The sequence below is a fragment of the Microcystis sp. M109S1 genome (genome assembly GCF_020247025.1).
Classification (GTDB): Bacteria; Cyanobacteriota; Cyanobacteriia; order Cyanobacteriales; family Microcystaceae; genus Microcystis.
Genome location: NZ_JADBRW010000178.1, coordinates 1 through 22236, shown reverse-complemented (window position 1 = coordinate 22236; position 22236 = coordinate 1). Strand labels below are relative to the sequence as shown.

Sequence of the window (22236 nt, the reverse complement as noted above, 5' to 3'; positions counted from 1 at the left end):
TGATAACTGATAACTGATAACTGATAACTGATAACTGATAACTGATAACTGATAACTGATAACTGATAACTGATAACTGATAACTGATAACTGATAACTGATAACTGATAACTGATAACTGATAACTGATAACTGATAATTGATAACTGATTTACATTCTTTCCAAAACGGAGATTCCTAGGAGAGATAGGCCTAATTTTAGGGTTCTTGCCGTCAAATCACACAAAACTAAACGAGAGGTTTTAATCGGTTCTTCCGCTTTGAGTACAGGGCAACTTTCGTAGAAACGATTATACTTTTTACTGAGTTCGTAAAGATAATCACATAAACGATTGGGTAATAAATCCTCTTCCACGGTGCTAATTACTTGCGGAAGTTGCAGTAATTGTTTAGCCAGAATTAATTCGCTTTCATCCTTGAGAATTAGCGGTGAATTGGCACTTAAATCCTGAAAATTAATACCACCTTCGCGACTGATACTCTGGACTCTAGCGTAAGCGTACAGCATATAGGGGGCGGTGTTGCCTTGCAGATTGAGCATTTTGTCGTAACTGAAAACGTAGTTACTATTGCGATTTTGGCTGAGATCGGCGTATTTAACGGCACTTAATCCGACAGTTTTGGCAGTCTTAGCGATAAAATCGCCGGTTTCTTCTCTTTCCTCGCTTGCCAGTCTTTTTTCTAAGTCAGCCAGGGAACAGGCGATCGCTTGATCGAGTAATTCTTGTAATTTTACCGTCTCCCCGGAACGAGTTTTTAATTTTTTACCATCTTCCCCTAAAACTAATCCAAAAGCGACGTGAACCACTGCCACATTATCGGGTAAAAATCCCGCTTTTTTAGCCACCTGAAATACTTGGGCAAAATGGTTAGCTTGTCCAGCATCGGTGACATAAATTATTCTTTCGGCTTTATCTTGCCGGACTCGATAACAAATTGCCGCTAAATCGGTGGTAGCGTAATTATAACCGCCGTCGGATTTCTTGACAATTAGGGGCAAAGGATCGCCCTCTTTGTTGGTAAAACCATCGAGAAAGACGCATAAAGCACCGTTGTCTTCTGTTAGCAATCCCTGTTGATCTAATTCTCTGATTACTGCCTCAAGGTAAGGATTATAAAAAGATTCACCCCTTTCGGTCAGTTTTATATCGAGAATATCATAGATTTTCTGAAATTCCCGCCGTGATTGTTGACAAAGTAACTGCCATGCTTGACGACTTTGAGGATCACCCGACTGTAATCTTACTACCGCTTGACGGGCAGTTTCTTTAAATTTTTCGTCTTCATCAAAACGAATTTTGGCCTTTTTATAAAAGCTAACTAAATCCCCTAAATCTAGGGCATCTGCTTGGGTTAAAGCGCTAGGATAAGCTTCTTGTAGATAGGTGATTAACATCCCGAATTGAGTACCCCAATCCCCGACGTGATTAAGACGAATTACTTGATGATGACGAAATTCCAAAATCCTGGCGATACAATCACCAATTATAGTTGATCGCAAGTGACCAACGTGCATTTCTTTGGCAATATTGGGACTGGAAAAATCGACAATAATTTTTTGACTGGGGTTAGCAGCGGCAACTCCTAAACGGTTGTCGGTAATTAGGTCTTTTAATTGGGTTTCTAGATAACCGGGTTTAAGGGTAAGATTGATAAAACCGGGTCCGGCAATTTCGGGGGTTTGACAGAGATCATCTATCTCTAGATTTTTTAGTAAAGTTGCCGCCACTTCCCGCGGTTTTTGTTTTAATTCTTTGGCTAAAGAGAGGGAAATATTACATTGATAATCGCCAAAACGGGGGTTACTAGCGGCCACAATTAGAGGATCGGTATCAGCGAAGTTTTCCCCAAAGGATTTAACTAGGGACTGGGAAAAGCGTTCTTTTATTTGTTGGATAATGGCAGTCATAGAGAGAATTTAGGAATGAATGTTAGAAATCTATGGGTAATTAGGAAATTTATCTTGCTCTCATCTTGAATAGAATTGATCCGAACGGGGCATTACGTCCATTTTCTTGGTACATTATAAGCATCAAATTTAGTATCTTTACTAATTAGAATTAGCGATCTGTTTAGAGATTGAGCAATTAGCATTCTATCAAATGGATCACGGTGATGCAAGGGTAAAGTACAAATTTTTAGAGTATCAGAAAATGATATAGACAGTAATGTTATATCTGATGCTTCTAGTTTAGTTTCAATGGTTTCATAACTTTTTTGTAGGGCTAACTTACCTAAATTTAACTTAATCGCAATTTCCCAGAGACTAACAATACTGACATAAACTTCAGGAGCAAAATCAATTTCCTCCCGAAGATTATTAGGCAAGTTAGGATCGTTTTCAGTTAACCAGATGAAAGTATGGGTGTCCAGAAGAAAAGATGTCATCACATATATTCCTGAAAATCTTCCAAAGACTGATCAAAGTCATCGGACAAAGGCAAGGTAAATGTACCTTGTAAAATTCCTGAACGACGTTTCCTAAGAGAAGATTTCTCTATAATAACATCTGATTGATAATTGGCCATCAAATATTCAGCATAGTGAAGCAGCTCTATTTTTAATAACTCTGGCATTGCTTCGACAGTTTCTAATATTTTTGTGTCTATATTCATAGGTTTGGGATATTTAATCTGAGCGAATTCTTACTAATTACTTATTCCTTAACCAATAAAACCACGGCATAAACTGCGATACCTTCTTCTCGTCCTACCGGTCCCAATTGTTCGTTAGTAGTGGCTTTAATTCCCACCTGTTCCGGATTAATATTGAGAGTTTCTGCTAACTTGGTTCGCATCGCACTAAGGTGGGATTTCATTTTCGGTTTTTCGGCGACAATTACCGAATCAATATTATTAATCTGCCAACCTTTATCGATAATTAATTGATTAACTTGCTCTAATAATTTTAAACTATTCGCCCCTTGCCATTGCGGGTCTGTGGGGGGAAAATAATGACCGATATCGCCTAAACTAAGCGCCCCCAGCATGGCATCCATAATAGCGTGGGTTAAGACATCGGCATCACTATGACCCAATAACCCGACAGTATGGGCAATTTCTACTCCTCCTAAAATTAAAGGTCTTCCTGTCACCAATCGGTGGATATCGTAGCCGTTACCAATACGAATATTCATAGAGCAGTCCTCTTGGAGTTATATTAATTATCTTATCGCAAAAGGGAACGGGAAACGGGGAAATATTTATTTGTTTTTAATGGGTGCATCGTATTTTTGTCAATCAACTAAGTTAGTATTTTTAAAGGGAAACTCTCTGCTAAAGTCTGCCGTTACTTTCGATTTTATCACTCAATCCAAGCTTTTGGGGGGTTCTACCCCCCAAACCCCGGAGCGCATTAGTTTTTCGGTGGGATGCTTACAGGCAGCTGCTGATATATCTGTAATAATTTAAGAGTTACTGATAATTGCTGATTATCGGTATTTCTGCAAATGTGAGATGGCTCCTTTTTAATAGTAAAACGTAGGGTGCGTTAGACGGCAAAAATTGCTGCTTTGACTTGAAGGTAACAATCCGTCGTAACGCACCACCTATTATCAACTAAGTAGCCGGTTACAATTAAAGATAAAATACAAAGAACCAGAAGCCTATCCCACTATCTAAGAATTAATTGAGATTACTTACTAAATCCGTTTTTAATAGTAGCGTAACCCATGCGGGCGTTGGGTTTCATGCTTCAACCCAACCTACGTTCATCTTATATTTAATTCCACCCACCCACTTATAACTCGATCGCTGTTAAAATTGCGGTAGAATCGGGAGAGTAACTCCGAGTTTTTTCTTGGGGATAATCTCCTAACTTCTGACTATCCACTGCCAATTCCCGCAAAGGATAGCCATTTATTCTATCAGATTGAGAAGATATTAAGCATGATAACACTTGTGATTATGTTTTTCGCTGCCTTGCTGGCAGCTGCCGATTTTACTTACCAAGTTTTGATTCATTTTCCCGTACAAATCCTCAATTTTTTGGGGTCGTTGCTGTCCTATGGAGTGATTGGACTGATAATTTTCGTCCTAGTGTGGATTGTGGGTGACTGATTTCTTGGGGTAAAAAAATGAGAGAATTAGCCTTAGCCAATTCTCCCCAATTTAAGCCAACTTTTAGTTTTTACTATTCACTAGCCACTGCTTGGGGTTGTCCTTGCGGTTGGAATTGGAACAGGGAATAAACCACGTTACGACGGATATCAATCATCATTTCTAAAAACATCTCGTAGCCTTCCTGTTTATACTCAATTAGGGGGTCTTTTTGACCGTAACCGCGTAAACCAATCGACTCGCGTAAAGCTTCCATAGCTTGCAGGTGTTCGCGCCATAACATATCGATTTGTTGCAGGATAAAATAACGTTCGGCATCGCGCATTAAACCGGGGCGAATACTATCCACTTGACGTTCTTTAATTTCGTAAGCTTTGCGAACTTCTTCGTGGAGGAACATCTTGATATCATTAACACTCATATCCTCGATATCTTTAGCGGTAATATCTGCCAAGAGATAGACGAATTCCTGAGATTTACTAATCAGTTTTTCTAAATCCCATTCTTCCGCCGGCAGTTCGGGATTAATATAAGCCATGACGATTTCATCCATGGTTTTTTCGGCGTATTGCAGCACCTGTTCTTTTAAGTCCATCCCCTCCAAAACCCGACGACGTTCGGCATAAATAGCGCGCCGTTGATTATTCATCACCTCGTCGTATTCAAACACCTGTTTCCGGGCATCATAATAGAAGGTTTCCACTTTTCTTTGCGCTCCTTCCAAGGAACGAGTCAACATTCCCGATTCAATGGGCATATCTTCTTCCACCCGGAAGGCATCCATTAAACCCGCCACGCGGTCGCCCCCAAAAATCCGCAATAAATTGTCTTCTAGGCTTAAAAAGAAGCGTGTGGAACCGGGGTCGCCCTGTCTGCCCGCTCTGCCTCGCAATTGGTTGTCAATACGGCGGGATTCGTGGCGTTCCGTCCCGATAACGTGCAGTCCGCCTCTTTCTACTACTTCATCGTGTTCTTTGCCGGTGTAATCTTCATAACTTTTGCGAATTAATTTATAGACTTCCCGTAACTTTTGAATAACCTGGTCATCCGTGGGAGCTTTTTCGGCCGCAATAGCGATTTTTTCTTCTACTTCTAATTCCGGTAAACTTTGAGTTCCGTGGGTATCAACGGCAAATTTAACCGCTTCTTTCAGGGTATTTTCTACCTCTTTCGGTAACTCAGTGGGAAAAATTTCCGCCGAGGCGCGCCAGTTTTTTTTCTTTTTACCCGGAGCGAATCCTTGGGGGCGATTGCGTTCTCCTAAACTGGGTAAACTAAAGGCCAAATTGTCATCTTCGGGCATAACTAATTTGGGCATTAAATACTCGCGAATTTTCAATCGGGCCATATAGTCAGAGTTACCACCGAGGATGATATCGGTTCCCCGTCCTGCCATGTTTGTAGCAATGGTTACGGCTCCGGCCCGCCCTGCTTGGGCGACGATTTCCGATTCCCTTTCCACGTTTTCTGGGCGAGCATTAAGCAAGTTATGGGGAATCTTTCTTCCCTGTAATAAAAGCGAAAGCACTTCCGATTTTTCCACACTGGTAGTACCGACTAAAACCGGGCGGCCTTCTTCGTGCATTTGTTGACATTCTTCGGCGACGGCGTTCCATTTTGCCTGTTCATTTTTATAGACCACATCGGCTAAATCTTGCCGACGAGAAACGCGGTTGGTGGGGATAATTGTTACTTGCAGGTTATAGACTTTTTCTAGTTCCGTTTCTTCAGTTTTGGCCGTCCCGGTCATGCCGGATAATTTCGGATAGAGTAAGAAAAAGTTTTGATAGGTAATCGTGGCTAAGGTTTGGGTTTCCTGTTGAATTTCTACCCCTTCCTTAGCTTCCACTGCCTGATGTAAACCATCGCCCCAACGTCGCCCCGGTAATACCCGTCCCGTGAACTCATCAACAATAACAATTTCACCACTGCGGACGATATAGTTAACGTCTTTTTTCTGGAGTTCTTTGGCACGAATAGCGTTAGAAATATAGTGCGCCCAGGGATTTTCTTGGTCGTATAAATCGGTAACTTCTAATAGTTCTTCCGCTTTTTTAAAGCCTTCATCGGTCATTAAAACGTTACGGTCTTTTTCGTTAACTTCGTAGTCTCCCGGTCCGTCTTCTACTTTTTGGCGCACTAATTGCTCGGCGATTTCGGCGGCGAGAATATATTTTTCTGTGGGTCGATCGATCGCTCCTGATATAATTAATGGAGTTCTGGCCTCATCGATAAGAATGGAGTCCACTTCGTCGATAACGCAGTAGTTAAAAGGTCTTTGGACGACTTCCCCCATCACTGTAGCCATGTTATCGCGCAGATAATCAAAGCCGAGTTCGCTGTTAGTGGTGTAGGTGATGTCACAGGCATAATTTTTCTTTCTTTCTTCTGGACTCATACCGGCTTGAATTAGTCCCACACTTAACCCTAAAAAGCGATGTACCTGCCCCATCCATTCCGCGTCACGACGGGCGAGATAATCGTTGACGGTGACGACGTGAACCCCTTTTCCGGTCAATCCATTCAAATAAGCGGGGAGAGTGGCAACTAGGGTTTTTCCTTCCCCGGTTTTCATCTCGGCGATTTGTCCTTTGTGGAGTACCATTCCCCCCAATAACTGTACGTCAAAGTGACGCATCCCTAAGACTCGGATGCCCGCTTCCCGGACAATGGCGAAAGCTTCGGGGAGGATTTCCTCGAGAATCTCCTCTCTTTGCTCATAATTTCTCGCTTTGTCTAATCTTTCCTTAAATTCGCTGGTTTTGCTCCTTAATTCCTCATCGGACAGGTTTTTAATATCTTCTTCCAGCAGGTTGATTTCGGTGACGAGGGGCTGAAATTTTTTAATTTTGCGGGCGTTGGGGTCTCCGAGTAGGGCTTTTAACATAGCAGTTTTTATTCTCTCGCTTCGATTGGCTCTTGGTCTGTGGTGTTAACAATTGTATCACTCTGGTTGGGAGTGGAGAGTCATTTATCGGTGAAAAGGGACTATTGCCAGTGGGCAAAAATTAAGTTAGAGATGGTATCTTAGAGCTAAGAATATACTGATCTACTTTGATTCCCTAAAACCTTAAAAAACTTAGTATTGCCGACAAAGGAGGGTGAAACCATGACAGAAAGCCTTACCATGGCATCCCTCTACCAGAAACTCTCACAAATCGGACTTAAAAAAAATTATGTCCGAAAAAATGGCTTACCCAGTTGGTGGGATGATGAACTCAATGATAAACCCGTTGCGGTCCTAGAAGGAGCAGGTTATATCGCCAAAAACCTCAATCTTGACCTCTCATCTTTATTAACCCCTCAAGAAGAGGTCAAATTTAATAGACCTCCCCATACTAAATTTAAACAGCACAATAGCCAAAATAACCAACATCCCTATCTAGCGCAAGCTTTAGCGAGTCGGTTTGCTGAGTTAATTTCCTTGGGGGTTGAAGTTAATTATACTCCTTTACCTAAGGATGCTAAAACCATCAGGGAAGACATCTTAAGTGACCAGCCAAAGGTTGACTTGACCTCTCTTTTAGACTATTGTTGGTCTCAGGGAATAGCGGTAGGATACTTTGATCATTTTCCTAACAATACTAATAAATTTGCTGGATTAATTCAATGGCATTCCACTTCTCCTGTAATTATTCTTAGTTCAAAACATCAACAGTCGGCAAGACTCGCTTTTGACTTAGCACACGAATTAGGACATTTAGCATTAGCACATCTAAACAATGGGGTATTAGTTGATGAAGACATTACATTTGATAATGATAGCGAAGAAAAAGAAGCTAATCAATTTGCCACTGAATTACTCTTAGGTGATTGTGATAACTGCCTTGGGGATGGGAAATTCCAAAATGCTGAAAAATTGAGGAAATATGTTCAAGAACATTTTATCTCTCATCATCCCGATATTGACATAGGTGCAATTATTCTGAACTATGGATGGCATAATAGGGACTACTTTGCTTTAGCCATGAAGACTTTAAAAGTATTAGAACCTAACCCAAATGGCAACAAGATTATTAATGAATATTTGGCCAATCAGTTAGACTGGGATAAATTTGATGACGAAACCTACGAGTATCTAGAAAAGGTGTTAGGAGTTTAATCTTGACTGGTTCTGTTTATTGTTTGGATAATGACATTATCCTAAAATTGGCCACCTGTGGTTTATTTGAGAAAACCCTCAATACCTTTGGAGTTGAGATTAATCAAGTTAAAATTCTTGAGACATTTCAATATAAATTTAAAAGGCAAGCGCAGCAAAAAAGAAAGAGAAACCCTGTTAAATATAACCTAGAAGACGCTTTATCTGTCGTTGAAACCTGCGATAAAATATCAATTAATAATATCAATCAGGAGGATTTTATTCAATTACAGAAAATTGAAGGAATAGACATAGGTGAGGCTATTCTCCTCAGTTATGTTAGCTACTTGAATAAACAAAATAATTTAAGCTATTTACTCACGGGAGATAAACGATGCTTAAAAAAAATAAATGTTCCTGAAACTAATCAGATTACTGGCTACCTTGAAGGTAAAATATGGTGTTTAGAACAATTAATTTTAAAAGATATTGAAATTTATGGATTTAATTGTATTCAAGAGAAAGTTTACCCCTTTAGAGATTGTGACACTAATCTTAAACTTATATTCGGTTATAGCAGAGAATCAGCAGAGCAGCAAGTCAGAAAACTGTTAGAAACTGAAATTAGGGAATTAAGCAAAGAAACGGGAAACTTACTTTATCCCTACCCTCAAGGATAGCAAAATTAGCTAAAATGAGATAATCGATAGGCGATAATCTTATCCCAACAACTTCACCAAAATATTAACAAGGATGGATAGTATTAACTAAAGATGTAAACATTGGTAGAAATATTTTAGAAGTTCAACAGATAGCCCGTTATCAGGCTCAAGTATTTGTTCTAGTTTCTGGTAATACTAAATCTGGTTATTAAAAACTGATTATTTATTCTACCTTTTACCTCTCCTGATATGTAGCCTATATTCAACGGATTTAGTATTAATCTTCTCTCACCGGTGGCTTAACTAAAGGGGAAACCACCATATTTATTGATAATTATATCTATAGTTTCCATAATTGCGATCGATTCTCCCAAAATGGAGATAATTTGTTGATAATGTTCTAAGTCATCGTAGCTAAGGTGGCGACCTTTGCGGTCTTTTAGCCACTTCTGACACACTTGATAACCGCCGATATAAAAGTTCCAAATTTGCGGCGGAATCCCCGCAAAATACTGGTCAGAATTAATCGAAATTTGTTGTTTATTTTCGTCATATTTCACCTGTTCAACTAGATTAGAACCCGCCACAGGATAGCTACTAATTTCTTTTCCTGTCCCTTTCATCAGGTGTAACTGCACTAATCTGTCACCTTTTTTGACTAATTCCCAGAATAATTCTTTATCACTGGTGAGAGGAACACGAGGAAAGTCTATTTTTAAAAATTCGGCGTAACGTTGGCGATATTGGGGAGAGTAAAAGACGGCATAGATATAGTTAAAAATGTCTTCCGGTGCAAAGGTTTTCTTTTCGTCTCCTTTGCCATCTGAGAAAAATTCTAAGCCAAGTTTTGCCGAAAGTTTGTTAATAAATTCTGGCGCTAGATTGGGCCGGCGACCATTTGGCGAGTTGGTTGGTTCTGTTTCAAATAGAGTTGGGGTATTGGTTGGGTAAAGATAGAGGGGGAAGTTATGGTTAGATTCTTTCGTGATATTTGAAATCAAACAATCATTAGGAACTAAGTCAGTTATCCAAAAATGTCTATATTCATTATTTGCTATTTGACGAGAACAAACTAAACACAAATTTTCTTTGTTAAATATATGGTTTCTTAAATCAGGTCTTGTTCTATCCATAACATAATCAGAATAAAACATAAACCTATTGTCGAAGGGTCTATAAGCGCATAAGTCAAGGAATCTCCACAAGTCTATCTCTTGTTTCAAAGCTGTAGATGCTTTCTTCCAATCCCACTTTCCTAAGTCATATTTATCAGAAAAAGAATTGTCTAATTTATCTTGATTAACTAATTCAGTAATTCGTTTAACTATCTGCTCTTTATCGAAATCTATAGCAAAGTGATCACGATGACTCTTGAAACCATAGATATGAGTAATATATATTTCATCAATTCTATGATATTTATTATATTCACCTAACAATTCTTCTGATTGACTTCTTAACAAATAAAATGGTTTTTTAGGCTCTATATCTAACCATCCAGTTGAACTAATATCATTTTCATCTAACCAATGATACTTACCCCCAACTAACTCCCTATTCTCTTTAACCTCTCTAACACCCCACAAATCAGCATGATAAACCTTCGCTAAATCTTGCTGACTATCTTGATACTTGATAAAAAATGCAATCGCTACACCTTGCTGAATATCAAACACATTTTGATCGGGTGAACCATCGGGACAAACTTCTTTTTTCTTGCTATTCCCATGCAAATCTAAAACATAAATCTCATCAAAAGTCTGCATCAAATTTTGACGCATTCCCCGAAAAGTTGGGTTATCTAAATAACCATGATTTGTAATTAACGCCACAACTCCATAACCAGTTTCCGCTACCCGATACTGAGCAAAGCGAATAAACTTCACATAATCATCTAATAAACCTTTGGGGTTTCTCTCTCCCAATGGTTTCCCATCTAATTGATAATAATCCTTAACCAAATTCACAATCCAAGGATCAGTATTCATCGACTGATAGGAATAGGGTGGATTGCCTAAAATCACCATGACTGGCATTTCTTGCTTAACATCTTTTGCCGCGGCTGCTTCATCGCGAATACGATTTAAAAAACCGTCAGCAGGGGGAATTTGAAAAGCTTCCTGTAGGGTGTTGGTGAGATAGATTCCTAAGCGTTCATCGGCACTAAAATCATAGCCTAATTCCTGAAGTTGTAAACCTAACTTCATGTGTGCTACGGTGTAGGGAGCCATCAGTAACTCAAACCCAAAGAGACGCGGTAATAAATGTTTACTAACATAACTAGACCACATCCCTTTCTGTTGACGAAAACTCTCATAGATATAATCGATAACAGAGTGTAAAAAAGTGCCGGTTCCCACAGCAGGATCCAGAATTAAAACTTGGTGAACTTCCTGAGTTTCTTGGCTATTATTAGGATTTTTAATCGTAATTTTTTTGGCATCGGCCAAACCTTTAGGAATCTGAAACTTATTTTTCAGAATATAGTCCACACTGCGAACCATGTAAGAAACCACGGGTTCAGGGGTATAATAAACCCCCCTAGACTCACGCATTTTACTATCGTATTCGGCTAAAAAAGTCTCATAAAAGTGAACTACAGGGTCCTCCTTGCGGGTGCGTTTTCCAAAGCTGCCCAGAATCCCCTCCATGTCCGTTTGTTGTAAAATAGTGGCTAGAGTATCCACGGCCCAAGTAATCCGCTCATCTAATTCTGTACCAGCAATTTGATGAAAAATTCCCCGCAAAAAAGGGTTAGTTTTTGGCAGTCGAAATCCCGCCGTTTCCCGGGAAAAAGAACTGATTTGATCCGTATTACAGCGTGCTGCGAATAAACCATAACAAATTGTTTGTGCATACATATCCGCAAACTGCGCTTCATTGAGATCACTAATTAAAACTCGTTGAAAAGATTGCAATTGTTGCCGCAACATTCCCCCGCAATCTTGATCTTTTAAAGCTTGGCCGATTGCGTCTCGAATTAACTGCGCTAAAGCGGCCATTTTTTTCGCTAATTCTCGCGGTGTTGTTATCTGAATAACTTTCGAGAGAAAAAATTGGCAGAACATTTGTTCTACTTGCAAAATACCCTGGGAATCAGGTTTAATTTGCTTTTTTTGATTAAGAGTTGCCACGGAAGCTGATAGACGCAATTCTCCCGATACATACCAACGAAATTCTAAATGATCGGTGATAATTAAGTTACCCAAAGCCTGTAAATAACGTTTTATTTGGGGAGTATTTTCAACCTTTTTGAGAGAAGTTCCGATATCTTTTGCTTCCAGATGACCAATTTCTACCATACCCTGATTAATCACAAAATCCGGAGCGCCACAAGCAATCCTTTTCGGTTCATTGAGAGCTTGTAGGTTATTATTTAGGGATTCAATTAATTTTTTTAAAGCAGGACGATAACTGTGTTCTGTGGCGTTACCCTGTTGATAAATGCCAGTGATTTCCTCTAGATATTTTGGCAGTGAATTAGTCATTATCGGTGCAGCCTATAAACGTTCTTCTATAGATAAAATATAACCTCATTTGGACCCAAGGTCCCCTGAGATGCGCTCATTCTACTTTATGGGTGCATCTGACATTTGCAGAAATACCGACAATCAGCAATTATCAGTGATTCTTAAATTATCACAGATATATCAGCAGCCGCCTGTAAGCATCCCACCGAAAAGCTAATGCGCGGGGGGTTTGGGGGCGGCGCCACGCCCCCAACGGGGGGTTTGGGGGGTAGAACCCCCCAAAAGCTTGGATTGACTAATAAAATCGGAAGTAATGCCCGATTTTATCAGAGAGTTTTCCCGTAAAAATCCCAACTTGCTAGATTTACAAAAATGAGATGTACCCTGCTTTATCCCTATCCTCAAGGATACCAAAATTAGCTAAAATGAGATAATCGATAGGCGATAATCTCATCCCAACAACTTCACCAAAATATTAACGATGGTCAAAGTGTCATCTCCCTTATCTCTAGAGCATCTCTACCATGTTCCCACCTATACTATAGCCGATACTGCGCGCTATCTCCATATTCCTTTACCCACTCTGAGAACCTGGGTAAAGGGACGCACCTACCCCACCAAAAAAGGACAAAAAGAGTTTTTACCCCTCATTCAACGACCTAATCCGAATATTCCCCAACTTTCCTTTACTAACTTAGTGGAAGCGCACGTTTTAAGAGTTATTCGCACCGTTCATAACATCCCTCTCGATAAAGTTAGACTTACCCTAGACTATATTAGTGAACAATTTAACACCGATCATCCTCTGGTTCAAAAACAATTTAGTACCGATGGAATTGACCTTTTTATCGAACAATTTGAACATTTAATTAATGCCTCCCGTTCGGGACAATTAGCGATGAAACAAGTCTTAAATAATCTCTTAACTCGTATTGAATGGGATGAACAAGATATCGCCACAAGGCTTTTTCCCACTATCAACCTAAAGGGGGAAGACTTCACTGATAAAGTCCTCATGATAGACCCGAATATTTCCTTCGGAAAACCCACTATCAAAGGAACAGGAATTCCCACTAAAATTGTCACAGAACTTTATGATGCGGGGGACTCTATAGAAGATATTGCCAATGATTATAATTGTCAACGTTGGCAAATTGAAAAAGCGATTTTATTCGAGTCCAATTGGCAAGCAGCATGACCTATCAATACACCTATTTTATAGACCGCGCTTTAGGAAAGTCTATCGGTGAAGCTTTGCAAAAAATAGGGGTTAAGATTGAATTTCATCATGCTCATTTTGCCCCAGATGCACCAGATACGCAGTGGCTACCTATTGTTAGTCAAAGAGGATGGATAGTATTAACTAAAGATGTAAACATTGGTAGAAATATTTTAGAAGTTCAACAGATAGCCCGTTATCAGGCTCAAGTATTTGTTCTAGTTTCTGGTAACTTACCTCGTCAAACAATGGTTAATATTTTTGTGGAAACAATCGATAAAATCGAGAGAATAACCCAAGGTAATCAAGCTCCTTTTATCGCAAAAATATACCAAAATTGTCAAGTTAAATTGTGGAAAAATAAAAATGAATTAACCAGAATGCTAGAAACTATTTAAAACTTATTAAAATAGTTTCTATTCAGTAACAAATTACAACTAAATTTGTTGACAATATTCTCACCATTACCTTTGATGCAATTGTCGAAATTGTCTGAGCAGTGAACCAGTTTAATCAACTTCTTAATCCCCCCACTTGCTGTTAAATTTATCTCCGTTCACTTCACCCAGGGGGAAGGGGGGACTTCTGGCGAGATTTGAGTTAAACTAGAAAGGTTGACTATTGACAAACATCGATCGCACAGGAGTAAATTATGTCTAGAGTCTGTACTATGACGGGGAAAAAGGCCAATAACGCCTATGCGGTGTCCCACTCCCACCGTCGCACCAAAAAATTACAAGAAGCTAACCTACAATGGAAAAGAGTCTGGTGGTCGGAAGGCAACCGTTGGGTAAAACTACGCATCTCCACCAAAGCTATCAAAACCATTGAAAAGAAAGGATTAGCCGTCTTCGCTAAAGAAGTAGGCTTAAACTTGAATTTGTACTAAGCGAGTAGTTCAGAAGTGGAGACGAATCGGCCGTATCGTTGACTCCTGTGCTTTTGATTATTAAGTATTGCAACAGGGAGTGATGTGGGGTGAAAACTACCTTTAAGATTAAAAACTTAAAACGACCTGTTCAGGAGAATTTCAATGTATTCAACCCTATTAATGGCCGCTACCGCCGTACAAGGTTCCAGCGAATGGAGTCCCAAAGTGGCGATTGTCATGATTATCTGCAATATTCTCGCTATTGCTTTCGGTAAAGCGACTATTCAACAACAAAATGTCGGTCCTGCTTTACCTTCCCCCGCTTTATTCGGTGGTATGGGATTAGGCGCTTTACTAGGTACTACCAGTTTTGGTCATGTCCTCGGCGCCGGTGTTATCCTCGGTCTCTCCCGTCTCGGAGTTATCTAAATATTTGTTGATTTTCTCAATCGGTGGCCAAAAGTCACCGATTTCTTTTGTGACAAATTCTGGACTATATAAGTAGGTAGGTGTTAAAAATTGTCTGATCCCCCCGCCTATCGGCACCCCCCTTATCAAGGGGGGCAGGGGGGATCAGAGGCAAAATCTATCTTCTATTTAATTAGAACCACTTACTTATAATAAATATGACTTTACCTCAAAAAAATTCTTTTTGGTACGATGATCGATTTCAGAAGATTTTTCTACAGGTAATTATCCTGCTAATTGTCTGCCTAATTTTCTGGTTTTTTGGCCACAATTTAGTGATTAATTTCCAACGCTTACGCTTAAGTTTTGGCTTTGGCTTTCTCTTTGATCCTGACCGACCAGCTTCTTTTGCGATTGGTGACTCTCCTATTCCCTACAGTCCCACCGATACCTATTTTCGCGCTCTTTTGGTGGGATTAGTTAATTCCCTCCGCATTATGATTACTGGCATATTTTTGGCGATTAGTCTGGGAATAGTCATCGGGTTAGGTCGCTTGTCGGATAATTGGTTAATTCGTCAGTTAGCAACAATTTATGTGGAAACTATTCGCAATACTCCTCTATTATTACAATTATTTTTCTGGTATTTTGCGGTATTTCTGAAACTGCCTAAAATTGAGGACTCTCTAGAGTTCTTTGGCAGGGTATTTTTAAATAACTCAGGAGTATATTTACCTTTCCCCGCTAATAGTTTCAGGACATGGTTAGCCTTAGCTATCATTGCTTTAGGAATAATTTTCTCAGTATTTTTATATCTAAAAAATAAACTTAGTTTATGTCTAACTAGCCTACTAATCCTAGTTATATTTCCTCTAATCTGGGGTTTACAATGGCAAAGTCCCCAAGTTAATCCTATTAATCAAAATATTGACTTTGGTTTACATCTTTCTTCTGAGTTTGCCACCCTCTTAATCGGTTTAACTGTTTATACAGCTGCCTTTATCGCGGAAACAGTACGGGGGGGAATTCAATCGGTTAATCGGGGACAATGGGAAGCAGCTAAAGCCTTGGGATTAAAACCTTTATTAGTGATGAGATTAGTGATTTTTCCCCAAGCTTTGCCAGTGATTATTCCTCCTTTAACTAATGAATGTTTAAACCTGGTTAAAAACTCTAGTTTAGCGATCGCTATTGGTTATAATGATATTTATGCTATCTCTAGTACCATCGCTAATCAGACAGGAAAAGCTGTAGAAATGTTAATAGTAGTTATGGCAACCTATTTATTCTTTAATCTGGTGATTTCCTTGACTATGAATCAATTAAACAAACGGGTAAAAATTCAGGAAAGATAGTAACACACCAGAATTGAGCGATAAAGTAACTAATAAACCTCTTGCATAATTAATTTTTGAGGGTTCAAAAACGGCAAAAATAAGGATTATTGCCTAAAATATGTAAATAGACCATTTAATTGATTATTATTCATTCTTAATTCTCCTGACTACTGACTACTAGCTACTGACTCCTAACCCTAACAACAATTTTTGATTTTTACAAGAGGTCTAATGAGCATTAGCAGAATATAAAGCGGTGATAATTGCTGTCACCGCAGGACTAAGACTAGATAAAACTACCACAGAAGCGGTGGCAATGATGATAGTAGTAGCCATTCTCACCATACCGTCTGTACCTTTTTGATAGGCATCAAATTTATATTCTAAGCGGTCAACTTTTTGACCAAGTTCTTCTCGCAATTGAATCAACGCCGCTCTGATGTCATCATTACTGGGATTTTCGGGAATTTGCATGACCTTGATTAGCAATAAACTAACAACCGCATACATTATAGCAGTTCTTAGTCATAAATTACAATTTTTTATCGGGAGGAGGAGTCAATCGCCAGCGCACTAAAAAACTATCAATACTTTCTAAACATTCCAAGTCATCTTTAGGTAAATAAGAATCTTTTAACAAGAAAGAAAAAGCCTGTTTAAACTCTTGACTATCAGCTTGAATCGGACTAGCAAAATGACAAGGAATAACCTGTTTAATCGGCCATTGGGAAATTCTATCAACCCATTGACTAACCTCGTCAGTAGTGCGATTAAGAATCAAGGTTTGCAAAATGGGTGCTACTATTAACCTCCCCTCTCGACGCAAATTTAAAAAAGTCCTTTGCCAATCATCACCCCATTGAAAAGGGAATAAACCAAAATAGGCTTTTTTACTCTTTTCCTTAGCAGTAAAAGCATCTCGAAAAACCTTAATCCAATTGGGAACAGCTAAAACAGCAGGTTGAAAATAAAGAGCAAAAAGACAAATTCTTTGCCAACCCCGACGGCGATTTTCTGGGGTATTCTCCACCAAATCCTTAGCACTATTTTTAGCGTGAAACAGGAGAGGATAGGGGTCTAATTCTAAAATAGCGGGAGGATTTTCTGGGATAGAAATAATTCCATCGGTCAGCAGCAGAGTTTGAGAGTAGTGATGAAAAAAAGCCACTTCCGAGAAGTATCCCACATTCAGATCAATTGCGGGTAAAATTTCATAACTAAAATCCTTTCCTAAAGGAGTGGTTGCCGAGTCAGCAGGTAAAATTTCTGTTCGTTTTGCCGGTAAACCCAACCAACTCAAAGGTAAATTAAGAGGAAAACTCCATTGATTAGGAGCAACATAAACTATAGCCTTAGGAAAATAACGGGCAAAAGGACCGACAAAAACCTTATGTTCAATCCCAGAAATCGTCGGCAAAATAATATATTTAACTTCCCCGTGTTGACTTTCCAACTCACGCATTAAGCGAATACATTCAGGAGTCGGGGCCACTGGTGCATAAACAAATAAACCCCCAGATGCTAACTTAATTACCGTCATGCGAATCGGCACGACCACATAAAAAATACCCTGCAATTGCTCAAATGTCCAGAGCGTATCTTTCACCACTTCTTGGCGAATTGTCCGTCTTTGACCGTAGGGATAAAGTGGTACAATTGGCCAAAAAGGCCATGATAAATCTTGCGGACTAATTGCGGCTTTTGTCATCGTCTGATTCTATTGCTGAAAATCTCTATTTTAGTTATCATAAACCCTTCTAATCCCCATGACTAATAAACTGCCCATTGATTCTTTGGTCAATACTTGGAATAGTCTCACGGGGGAAGTGATGAAAAGACTCCCCATCGACCAGTTGACTAATACTGTCCTCCAGTGGTTTAGTGTTAGTGACAATCAAGTGGCGGAAATTTTAGAAAAAGTCCGTCAAGAATTACCCACCACCGAGGCGCTGTTAATCGGCAAACCCCAAACGGGAAAAAGTTCGATTATTCGGGGAATAACGGGAGTTTCGGCGGAAATCGTCGGGCAAGGTTTCCGTCCCCACACCCAAAACACCCAGCGCTACACCTACCCCGCGGAAGACTTACCCCTGTTGATTTTTACCGATACGGTGGGGTTAGGGGATGCCTATCAACACACAGACACGGTAATCGCGGAATTATTAGCAGATTTAGCCGAAAATACGGGATGCGCCCAGGTTTTTATCGTGACGGTAAAAATTAATGATTTTGCCACCGATAGCCTCCTGGAAATTACCAAACAACTGCGGCAAAAATACCCTAAAATACCCTGTTTACTGGCTGTCACCTGCCTTCATCAGCTTTATCCTCCTAATACCGCCGATCATCCCCCTTATCCTCCCGATTTCGAGGATATCAATCGCGCCTATCAAGAAATTAAAGAAACTTTTAAGGATTTATATGATAATTCTGTGCTAATCGATTTCACCCTAGAGGAAGACGGTTACAACCCTGTTTTTTACGGTTTAGAGGCATTTAGAGACAATTTAGCCGATTTATTGCCAAAAGCCGAGGCTAACACCATCCACCAACTTTTAGATCGGGAAACCAGCAATAAATTAGGCAATCTCTATCGGGACGTGGCGCGACGCTATATGTTAGCCTTTTCCGTCATAGCGGCGACCTTGGCGGCGATTCCCTTACCCTTAGCGACTATGCCCGTGTTAACCGCCCTACAAGTGTCAATGGTGGGGGTTTTAGGCAAATTATACGGTCAAGTCTTAACCCCATCCCAAGCCGGTGGAGTCGTCAGTGCGATCGCTGGCGGCTTTTTGGCCCAGGCCATCGGTCGGGAATTGGTGAAATTTATCCCCGGTTTTGGCAGTGTCATCGCCGCTTCTTGGTCCGCTGCCTATACCTGGGCCCTAGGAGAGGGCGCTTGTGTCTATTTTGGCGATTTAATGGGGGGTAAAAAACCCGATCCTAAGAGGATTCAACGGGTGATGAAAGAGGCTTTTTCCGCTGCCCAAGAAAGATTTAAAAATGTCGCTACCGGAGGAGATAAAATGTAGTTATTAGCCCCTTAAGTGTTGGAGATGAAGCAACCTCACTGGAAATTTACTTGGGCTTCTGAACCCGATCAATGGTTCAATACAGTTGAATAGATATGATTCAAGTTATAGACAGAACATATAACAAATGTGCCATCAGTTTCAGTGGGTAGCAGTATAATTGTTTTAGGCAGTTTGACTGAGATAAAAATTCTCTCAAAGCACGAAGTCTCATTTGAGTCGGCAACGAAGGAGTTGATATTATGTTAGTTAAAGGAATTAAAAAAGGCAAAATTATTGAGTTATTAGAGGCAGTTTATTTTCCTGATAATGAAGATGTATTAGTAGAAATTAGAGAGGTTAATGATTTTTGGTCAGCCTGGCAAGATTTTAGGCAAAGGGTAGATTTGACAAGTCTTGATGATGATACTTTGGATAATTTACGGGACAACTCAACTGGTAGAGATGTTCATTTATGACTCTCAAGTATTTACTAGATACTAGATACTAGATACTAATGTTTGGTCAGATAACGGCTCTTATAGCAGTTATCTTAGCCGTTGTTGTAGTACCTTAAACCCTATACTTTGCCCACAGTTAAAAATGAAAGGAAAAAGGCAGTAAATCCGAGAGATGAAAACGATAATTTTGCTGATTTCCACAGATAATAATCTCTGCTTTCGGCGCTAATTCGGCTATCCATTGACGACAGGCTCCGCAGGGAGTTAACTGACTAATATCATCCTTCCCATCGATACAGGCTATAGCGATCGCCCGTACTTCTCGATCGCCCGCTGCGATTATTTGCGCTAAAGTTGCCCTTTCCGCGCACAAACTCAAGCCATAACTAGCGTTCTCTACATTAGTACCAGCATAAATCTTTTTATTTGTCAAGACCGCTGCCCCCACCCGAAAACGGGAATAGGGAGAATAGGAAAGTTTCGCCACTTCCCGAGCAGTGTCACAGAGTTGTTGTCTTTCTTGTTCAGATAGGGTCATCGGCTGCAGATAGCAGATAGCAGGGAGAAGGGAGAAGGGAGAAGGGAGAAGGGAGAAGGGAGAAGGGAGAAAAAAGCCGAATCCTGACTCCTAAATACTGACTCCTAACCCAATGGTAGATGTTGGATTTTTGCAGGAGTTCTATTTTCCGACAAAGATAAGTAAAAATTATTTATTGAATGCAAAAACTTGAGAATATTTAAATTAACATTCCGCAATATTTATAAATTCTTAAGAATTAATTGAGAAAGATTTTTATTTAACAACGATGTTACAGTGGTAACAGCGATTTTACTGAATTTCATAATGGGACACTCTGTGCTTTTTTGGGCAGCAATGGTTGAAACCCTTGCCACACCTAGAAGGTGATCCTAATTAAGACGGGTAAATCAGTCAATTTCACCAGCAATGATGATCTTTTTTTTATGTAGTTTTATTGCAAAAAAAAAGTTTTTTTGACAAAAAGCACAAAGTATGATATTAACCCAACGTATTTCTGGCTGCGAGTAATTATTGTAGAGAGGGGAGAGGGGAGAATAAATAAAAATAATCTCCTGACTCGGAGAATACTGACGACCGACTCCTAACCCCATCAACAAACTTTTTCAGCAAAACCTAAATTACCACTTAACATTTCCCTGACCATTTTAGCGGTAGCGGGGGCTAATAAAACCCCGTTGCGGTAGTGTCCCGTGGCCAGAATAACGTTATCGTATCCGGGCAAATATTCGATGATGGGAGCGGATTTTTTCTCCGGTCGCGGTCGCTTACCGGACCAAGTACGCACGATCGCACCCGCGGCCAAAGAGGGACAAAAAGCGATCGCCTGTTGATACACTTGCTCTAATAGGGCAGTATCGGGGATAATTTCGCCCTTTTCGTCCATAAATTCCACCGTTGCCCCAATCCAGTATTCCGCTCCGGCCAAAGGCAGAATATGCAGGTCATTTCCCGTTAAAATCGGCTTAAAATCGGAACTTTCTAAAGGTTGCGTCAATTTTATCTGCAAAGCTTGCCCTAAAACCGGTCGGATTTCCACTGGATGGCTAAGAGTTGCGGTTAAAGCAGTAGAACCAATTCCCGCACAAAGAATCAAAAAGTCGGTTTCCTCTATACCATTAGAACTATAAATATGGGTGCATTGCCTCAAATTAGAGCCTTGAAGCTCTGTCTTCCCGAAATTTTCAACTTTTACACCAAATTTACATTTTCCCCCCCTTCTTGCCGCAGCAGCGACGAGAGCCTCCGTGAGCGCGGCCGGGTTAATTTGACGATCACTGGGAGAATAGATAGCACCCTGGAGATGATCGCTGGCCACTTGGGGACATTTTTGGGTTAAAGTCTCTTTATCCCAGATTTCTAGACAATATCCCTGTTCTTGGCGGATTTGGGCTAACTTGCGCCAATTTTCTTCGTCTTCAGCACTCGATCGCAGGAGGACAATGCCATCACGGTGACAGGGAATAGTCAGTCCGGTGAGGGATTCTAGCTCAGGAAGGAGGGTTTCGTAACGTTTTAAACTTTCTTGCCGCAGTTTCCAGGCTCTACCTTTAGTTTTATGGCTGATAATCCCCATTAAAATCCCTAGGGCTGCCCCAGTTGCTCCTTGTCCTGGTTTTTTTTCATCGATGAGGGTAATTTCTAATCCTTCGATGGCGCTTAATTCGTAGGCAATGGTGGCCCCCACTATTCCCGCACCGATGATGACAATTTTAGTCATAAACTCCAGAGGCTATTTTTCTAGCAGCAACAGGACTAAAAAAGGTTTGAGACTGCATCTCACGTTTGCAGAAATACGGACAATCAGCAATTATCAGTGACTTTTAAATTATTACAGATGTATCAGCAGCTGCCTGTAAGCATCCCACCGAAAAACTAATGCGCTCCGGGGTTTGGGGGCGGCGCCACGCCCCCAACGGGGGGTTTGGGTAGGGCTGTTTCATTCTCCCATCAGAATATCAAAAGTAAAAGCGATCACAGTCAGGTAAAATGAGAAGTGACCGGCAACCTTTTAAATATATGTTGAGCTTAATAGAAAAACTGAAACAAGTCAAGGACTTTCGGAAAGATAAAGGAAAAAGACACCCTTTATGGATAGTATTAGTAGTAATAATACTGGG

The 22236-nt window shown here is 40.2% G+C and carries 21 protein-coding genes and 1 pseudogene; 11 read left to right on the top strand and 11 right to left on the bottom strand.

Annotated features, from left to right (window positions below):
- Window positions 1–151 precede the first annotated feature (151 nt).
- The 4 genes from argS to ispF form a co-directional block, all read right to left on the bottom strand.
- Window positions 152–1909: an arginine--tRNA ligase gene (argS, locus tag IM322_RS08720; protein WP_286825353.1), complete on the bottom strand. Its 1758-nt coding sequence runs from the start codon at window positions 1907–1909 to the stop codon at window positions 152–154.
- Between the two features lie 92 nt (window positions 1910–2001).
- Window positions 2002–2388 (bottom strand): type II toxin-antitoxin system VapC family toxin, encoded by a 387-nt coding sequence (locus IM322_RS08715; RefSeq protein ID WP_045361180.1) that lies wholly within the window; start codon window positions 2386–2388, stop codon window positions 2002–2004.
- Entirely contained in the window at window positions 2388–2615 is a 228-nt protein-coding gene (vapB, locus tag IM322_RS08710) for a type II toxin-antitoxin system VapB family antitoxin (protein ID WP_286825355.1), read from the bottom strand. The genes IM322_RS08715 and vapB overlap by 1 nt, the downstream gene beginning before the upstream one ends.
- Before the next feature lie 41 nt (window positions 2616–2656).
- Window positions 2657–3136, bottom strand: coding sequence for a 2-C-methyl-D-erythritol 2,4-cyclodiphosphate synthase (gene ispF / locus IM322_RS08705; protein WP_286825356.1), 480 nt, complete (start codon window positions 3134–3136; stop codon window positions 2657–2659).
- Between the two features lie 79 nt (window positions 3137–3215).
- Between ispF and IM322_RS08700 the strand changes: the two genes are divergently transcribed.
- Complete coding sequence (locus IM322_RS08700; protein ID WP_287078456.1) at window positions 3216–3410, top strand: hypothetical protein; 195 nt, start codon at window positions 3216–3218, stop codon at window positions 3408–3410.
- 328 nt (window positions 3411–3738) lie between these two features.
- Here IM322_RS08700 and IM322_RS08695 read toward each other — a convergent pair whose 3' ends face one another.
- Both IM322_RS08695 and secA read right to left on the bottom strand, forming a co-directional pair.
- Complete coding sequence (locus IM322_RS08695) at window positions 3739–3897, bottom strand: hypothetical protein (protein WP_287677225.1); 159 nt, start codon at window positions 3895–3897, stop codon at window positions 3739–3741.
- Window positions 3898–4131: 234 nt separating this feature from the next.
- Window positions 4132–6945, bottom strand: coding sequence for a preprotein translocase subunit SecA (gene secA, locus IM322_RS08690; protein ID WP_287677227.1), 2814 nt, complete (start codon window positions 6943–6945; stop codon window positions 4132–4134).
- 222 nt (window positions 6946–7167) lie between these two features.
- On the opposite strand from secA, the gene IM322_RS08685 reads away from it, so the two are divergent.
- The 3 genes and pseudogenes from IM322_RS08685 to IM322_RS23675 form a co-directional block, all read left to right on the top strand.
- On the top strand, window positions 7168–8160 hold the full coding sequence (locus tag IM322_RS08685) for an ImmA/IrrE family metallo-endopeptidase (protein ID WP_287677230.1): 993 nt from the start codon (window positions 7168–7170) through the stop codon (window positions 8158–8160).
- Between the two features lie 2 nt (window positions 8161–8162).
- Window positions 8163–8819, top strand: coding sequence for a hypothetical protein (locus tag IM322_RS08680; RefSeq protein WP_287677232.1), 657 nt, complete (start codon window positions 8163–8165; stop codon window positions 8817–8819).
- A 68-nt stretch (window positions 8820–8887) separates the two neighbouring features.
- A pseudogene (locus IM322_RS23675) lies at window positions 8888–8995 on the top strand (PIN-like domain-containing protein); the annotation flags it as partial.
- Window positions 8996–9100: 105 nt separating this feature from the next.
- Here the strand turns inward: IM322_RS23675 and IM322_RS08675 are convergent.
- On the bottom strand, window positions 9101–12289 hold the full coding sequence (locus tag IM322_RS08675; RefSeq protein WP_287677234.1) for a type ISP restriction/modification enzyme: 3189 nt from the start codon (window positions 12287–12289) through the stop codon (window positions 9101–9103).
- Between the two features lie 463 nt (window positions 12290–12752).
- On the opposite strand from IM322_RS08675, the gene IM322_RS08670 reads away from it, so the two are divergent.
- From IM322_RS08670 to IM322_RS08650, 5 genes are all read left to right on the top strand, one after another.
- On the top strand, window positions 12753–13469 hold the full coding sequence (locus IM322_RS08670; RefSeq protein ID WP_287677237.1) for a DUF433 domain-containing protein: 717 nt from the start codon (window positions 12753–12755) through the stop codon (window positions 13467–13469).
- Complete coding sequence (locus IM322_RS08665) at window positions 13466–13888, top strand: PIN-like domain-containing protein (protein WP_004157910.1); 423 nt, start codon at window positions 13466–13468, stop codon at window positions 13886–13888. Before IM322_RS08670 ends, IM322_RS08665 begins: the two co-directional genes overlap by 4 nt.
- Window positions 13889–14142: 254 nt before the next feature.
- Window positions 14143–14379 (top strand): 50S ribosomal protein L28, encoded by a 237-nt coding sequence (gene rpmB / locus IM322_RS08660; RefSeq protein WP_002775299.1) that lies wholly within the window; start codon window positions 14143–14145, stop codon window positions 14377–14379.
- Window positions 14380–14523: 144 nt separating this feature from the next.
- Window positions 14524–14790 carry a photosystem I reaction center subunit PsaK gene (psaK, locus tag IM322_RS08655; RefSeq protein ID WP_002760753.1) on the top strand — a complete coding sequence of 89 codons (267 nt, stop codon included), beginning with the start codon at window positions 14524–14526 and terminating at the stop codon, window positions 14788–14790.
- Between the two features lie 197 nt (window positions 14791–14987).
- Window positions 14988–16124, top strand: coding sequence for an amino acid ABC transporter permease (locus tag IM322_RS08650; RefSeq protein ID WP_287677239.1), 1137 nt, complete (start codon window positions 14988–14990; stop codon window positions 16122–16124).
- Between the two features lie 210 nt (window positions 16125–16334).
- On the opposite strand, the gene IM322_RS08645 is transcribed toward IM322_RS08650, so the two are convergent.
- Together IM322_RS08645 and IM322_RS08640 are read right to left on the bottom strand one after the other, a co-directional pair.
- The gene (locus IM322_RS08645; protein ID WP_002732005.1) at window positions 16335–16580 is read right to left on the bottom strand and encodes a ssr2422 family thylakoid membrane protein; all 246 of its coding nucleotides are present in this window, start codon (window positions 16578–16580) and stop codon (window positions 16335–16337) included.
- Window positions 16581–16638: 58 nt separating this feature from the next.
- A complete protein-coding gene (locus IM322_RS08640) occupies window positions 16639–17814 on the bottom strand; it encodes a DUF4336 domain-containing protein (RefSeq protein ID WP_287677243.1) in 1176 nt (391 codons plus the stop codon).
- 58 nt (window positions 17815–17872) lie between these two features.
- On the opposite strand from IM322_RS08640, the gene IM322_RS08635 reads away from it, so the two are divergent.
- Window positions 17873–19138, top strand: a complete 1266-nt coding sequence (locus tag IM322_RS08635) for a YcjF family protein (RefSeq protein ID WP_287677245.1) — start codon at window positions 17873–17875, stop codon at window positions 19136–19138.
- Window positions 19139–19380: 242 nt separating this feature from the next.
- On the top strand, window positions 19381–19596 hold the full coding sequence (locus IM322_RS08630; protein WP_287677247.1) for a hypothetical protein: 216 nt from the start codon (window positions 19381–19383) through the stop codon (window positions 19594–19596).
- Window positions 19597–19714: 118 nt separating this feature from the next.
- Here IM322_RS08630 and cdd read toward each other — a convergent pair whose 3' ends face one another.
- Both cdd and IM322_RS08620 read right to left on the bottom strand, forming a co-directional pair.
- The gene (gene cdd, locus IM322_RS08625) at window positions 19715–20116 is read right to left on the bottom strand and encodes a cytidine deaminase (RefSeq protein WP_287079945.1); all 402 of its coding nucleotides are present in this window, start codon (window positions 20114–20116) and stop codon (window positions 19715–19717) included.
- A gap of 592 nt (window positions 20117–20708) precedes the next feature.
- Window positions 20709–21836, bottom strand: coding sequence for an NAD(P)/FAD-dependent oxidoreductase (locus IM322_RS08620; protein WP_287677251.1), 1128 nt, complete (start codon window positions 21834–21836; stop codon window positions 20709–20711).
- Window positions 21837–22236 lie beyond the last annotated feature (400 nt).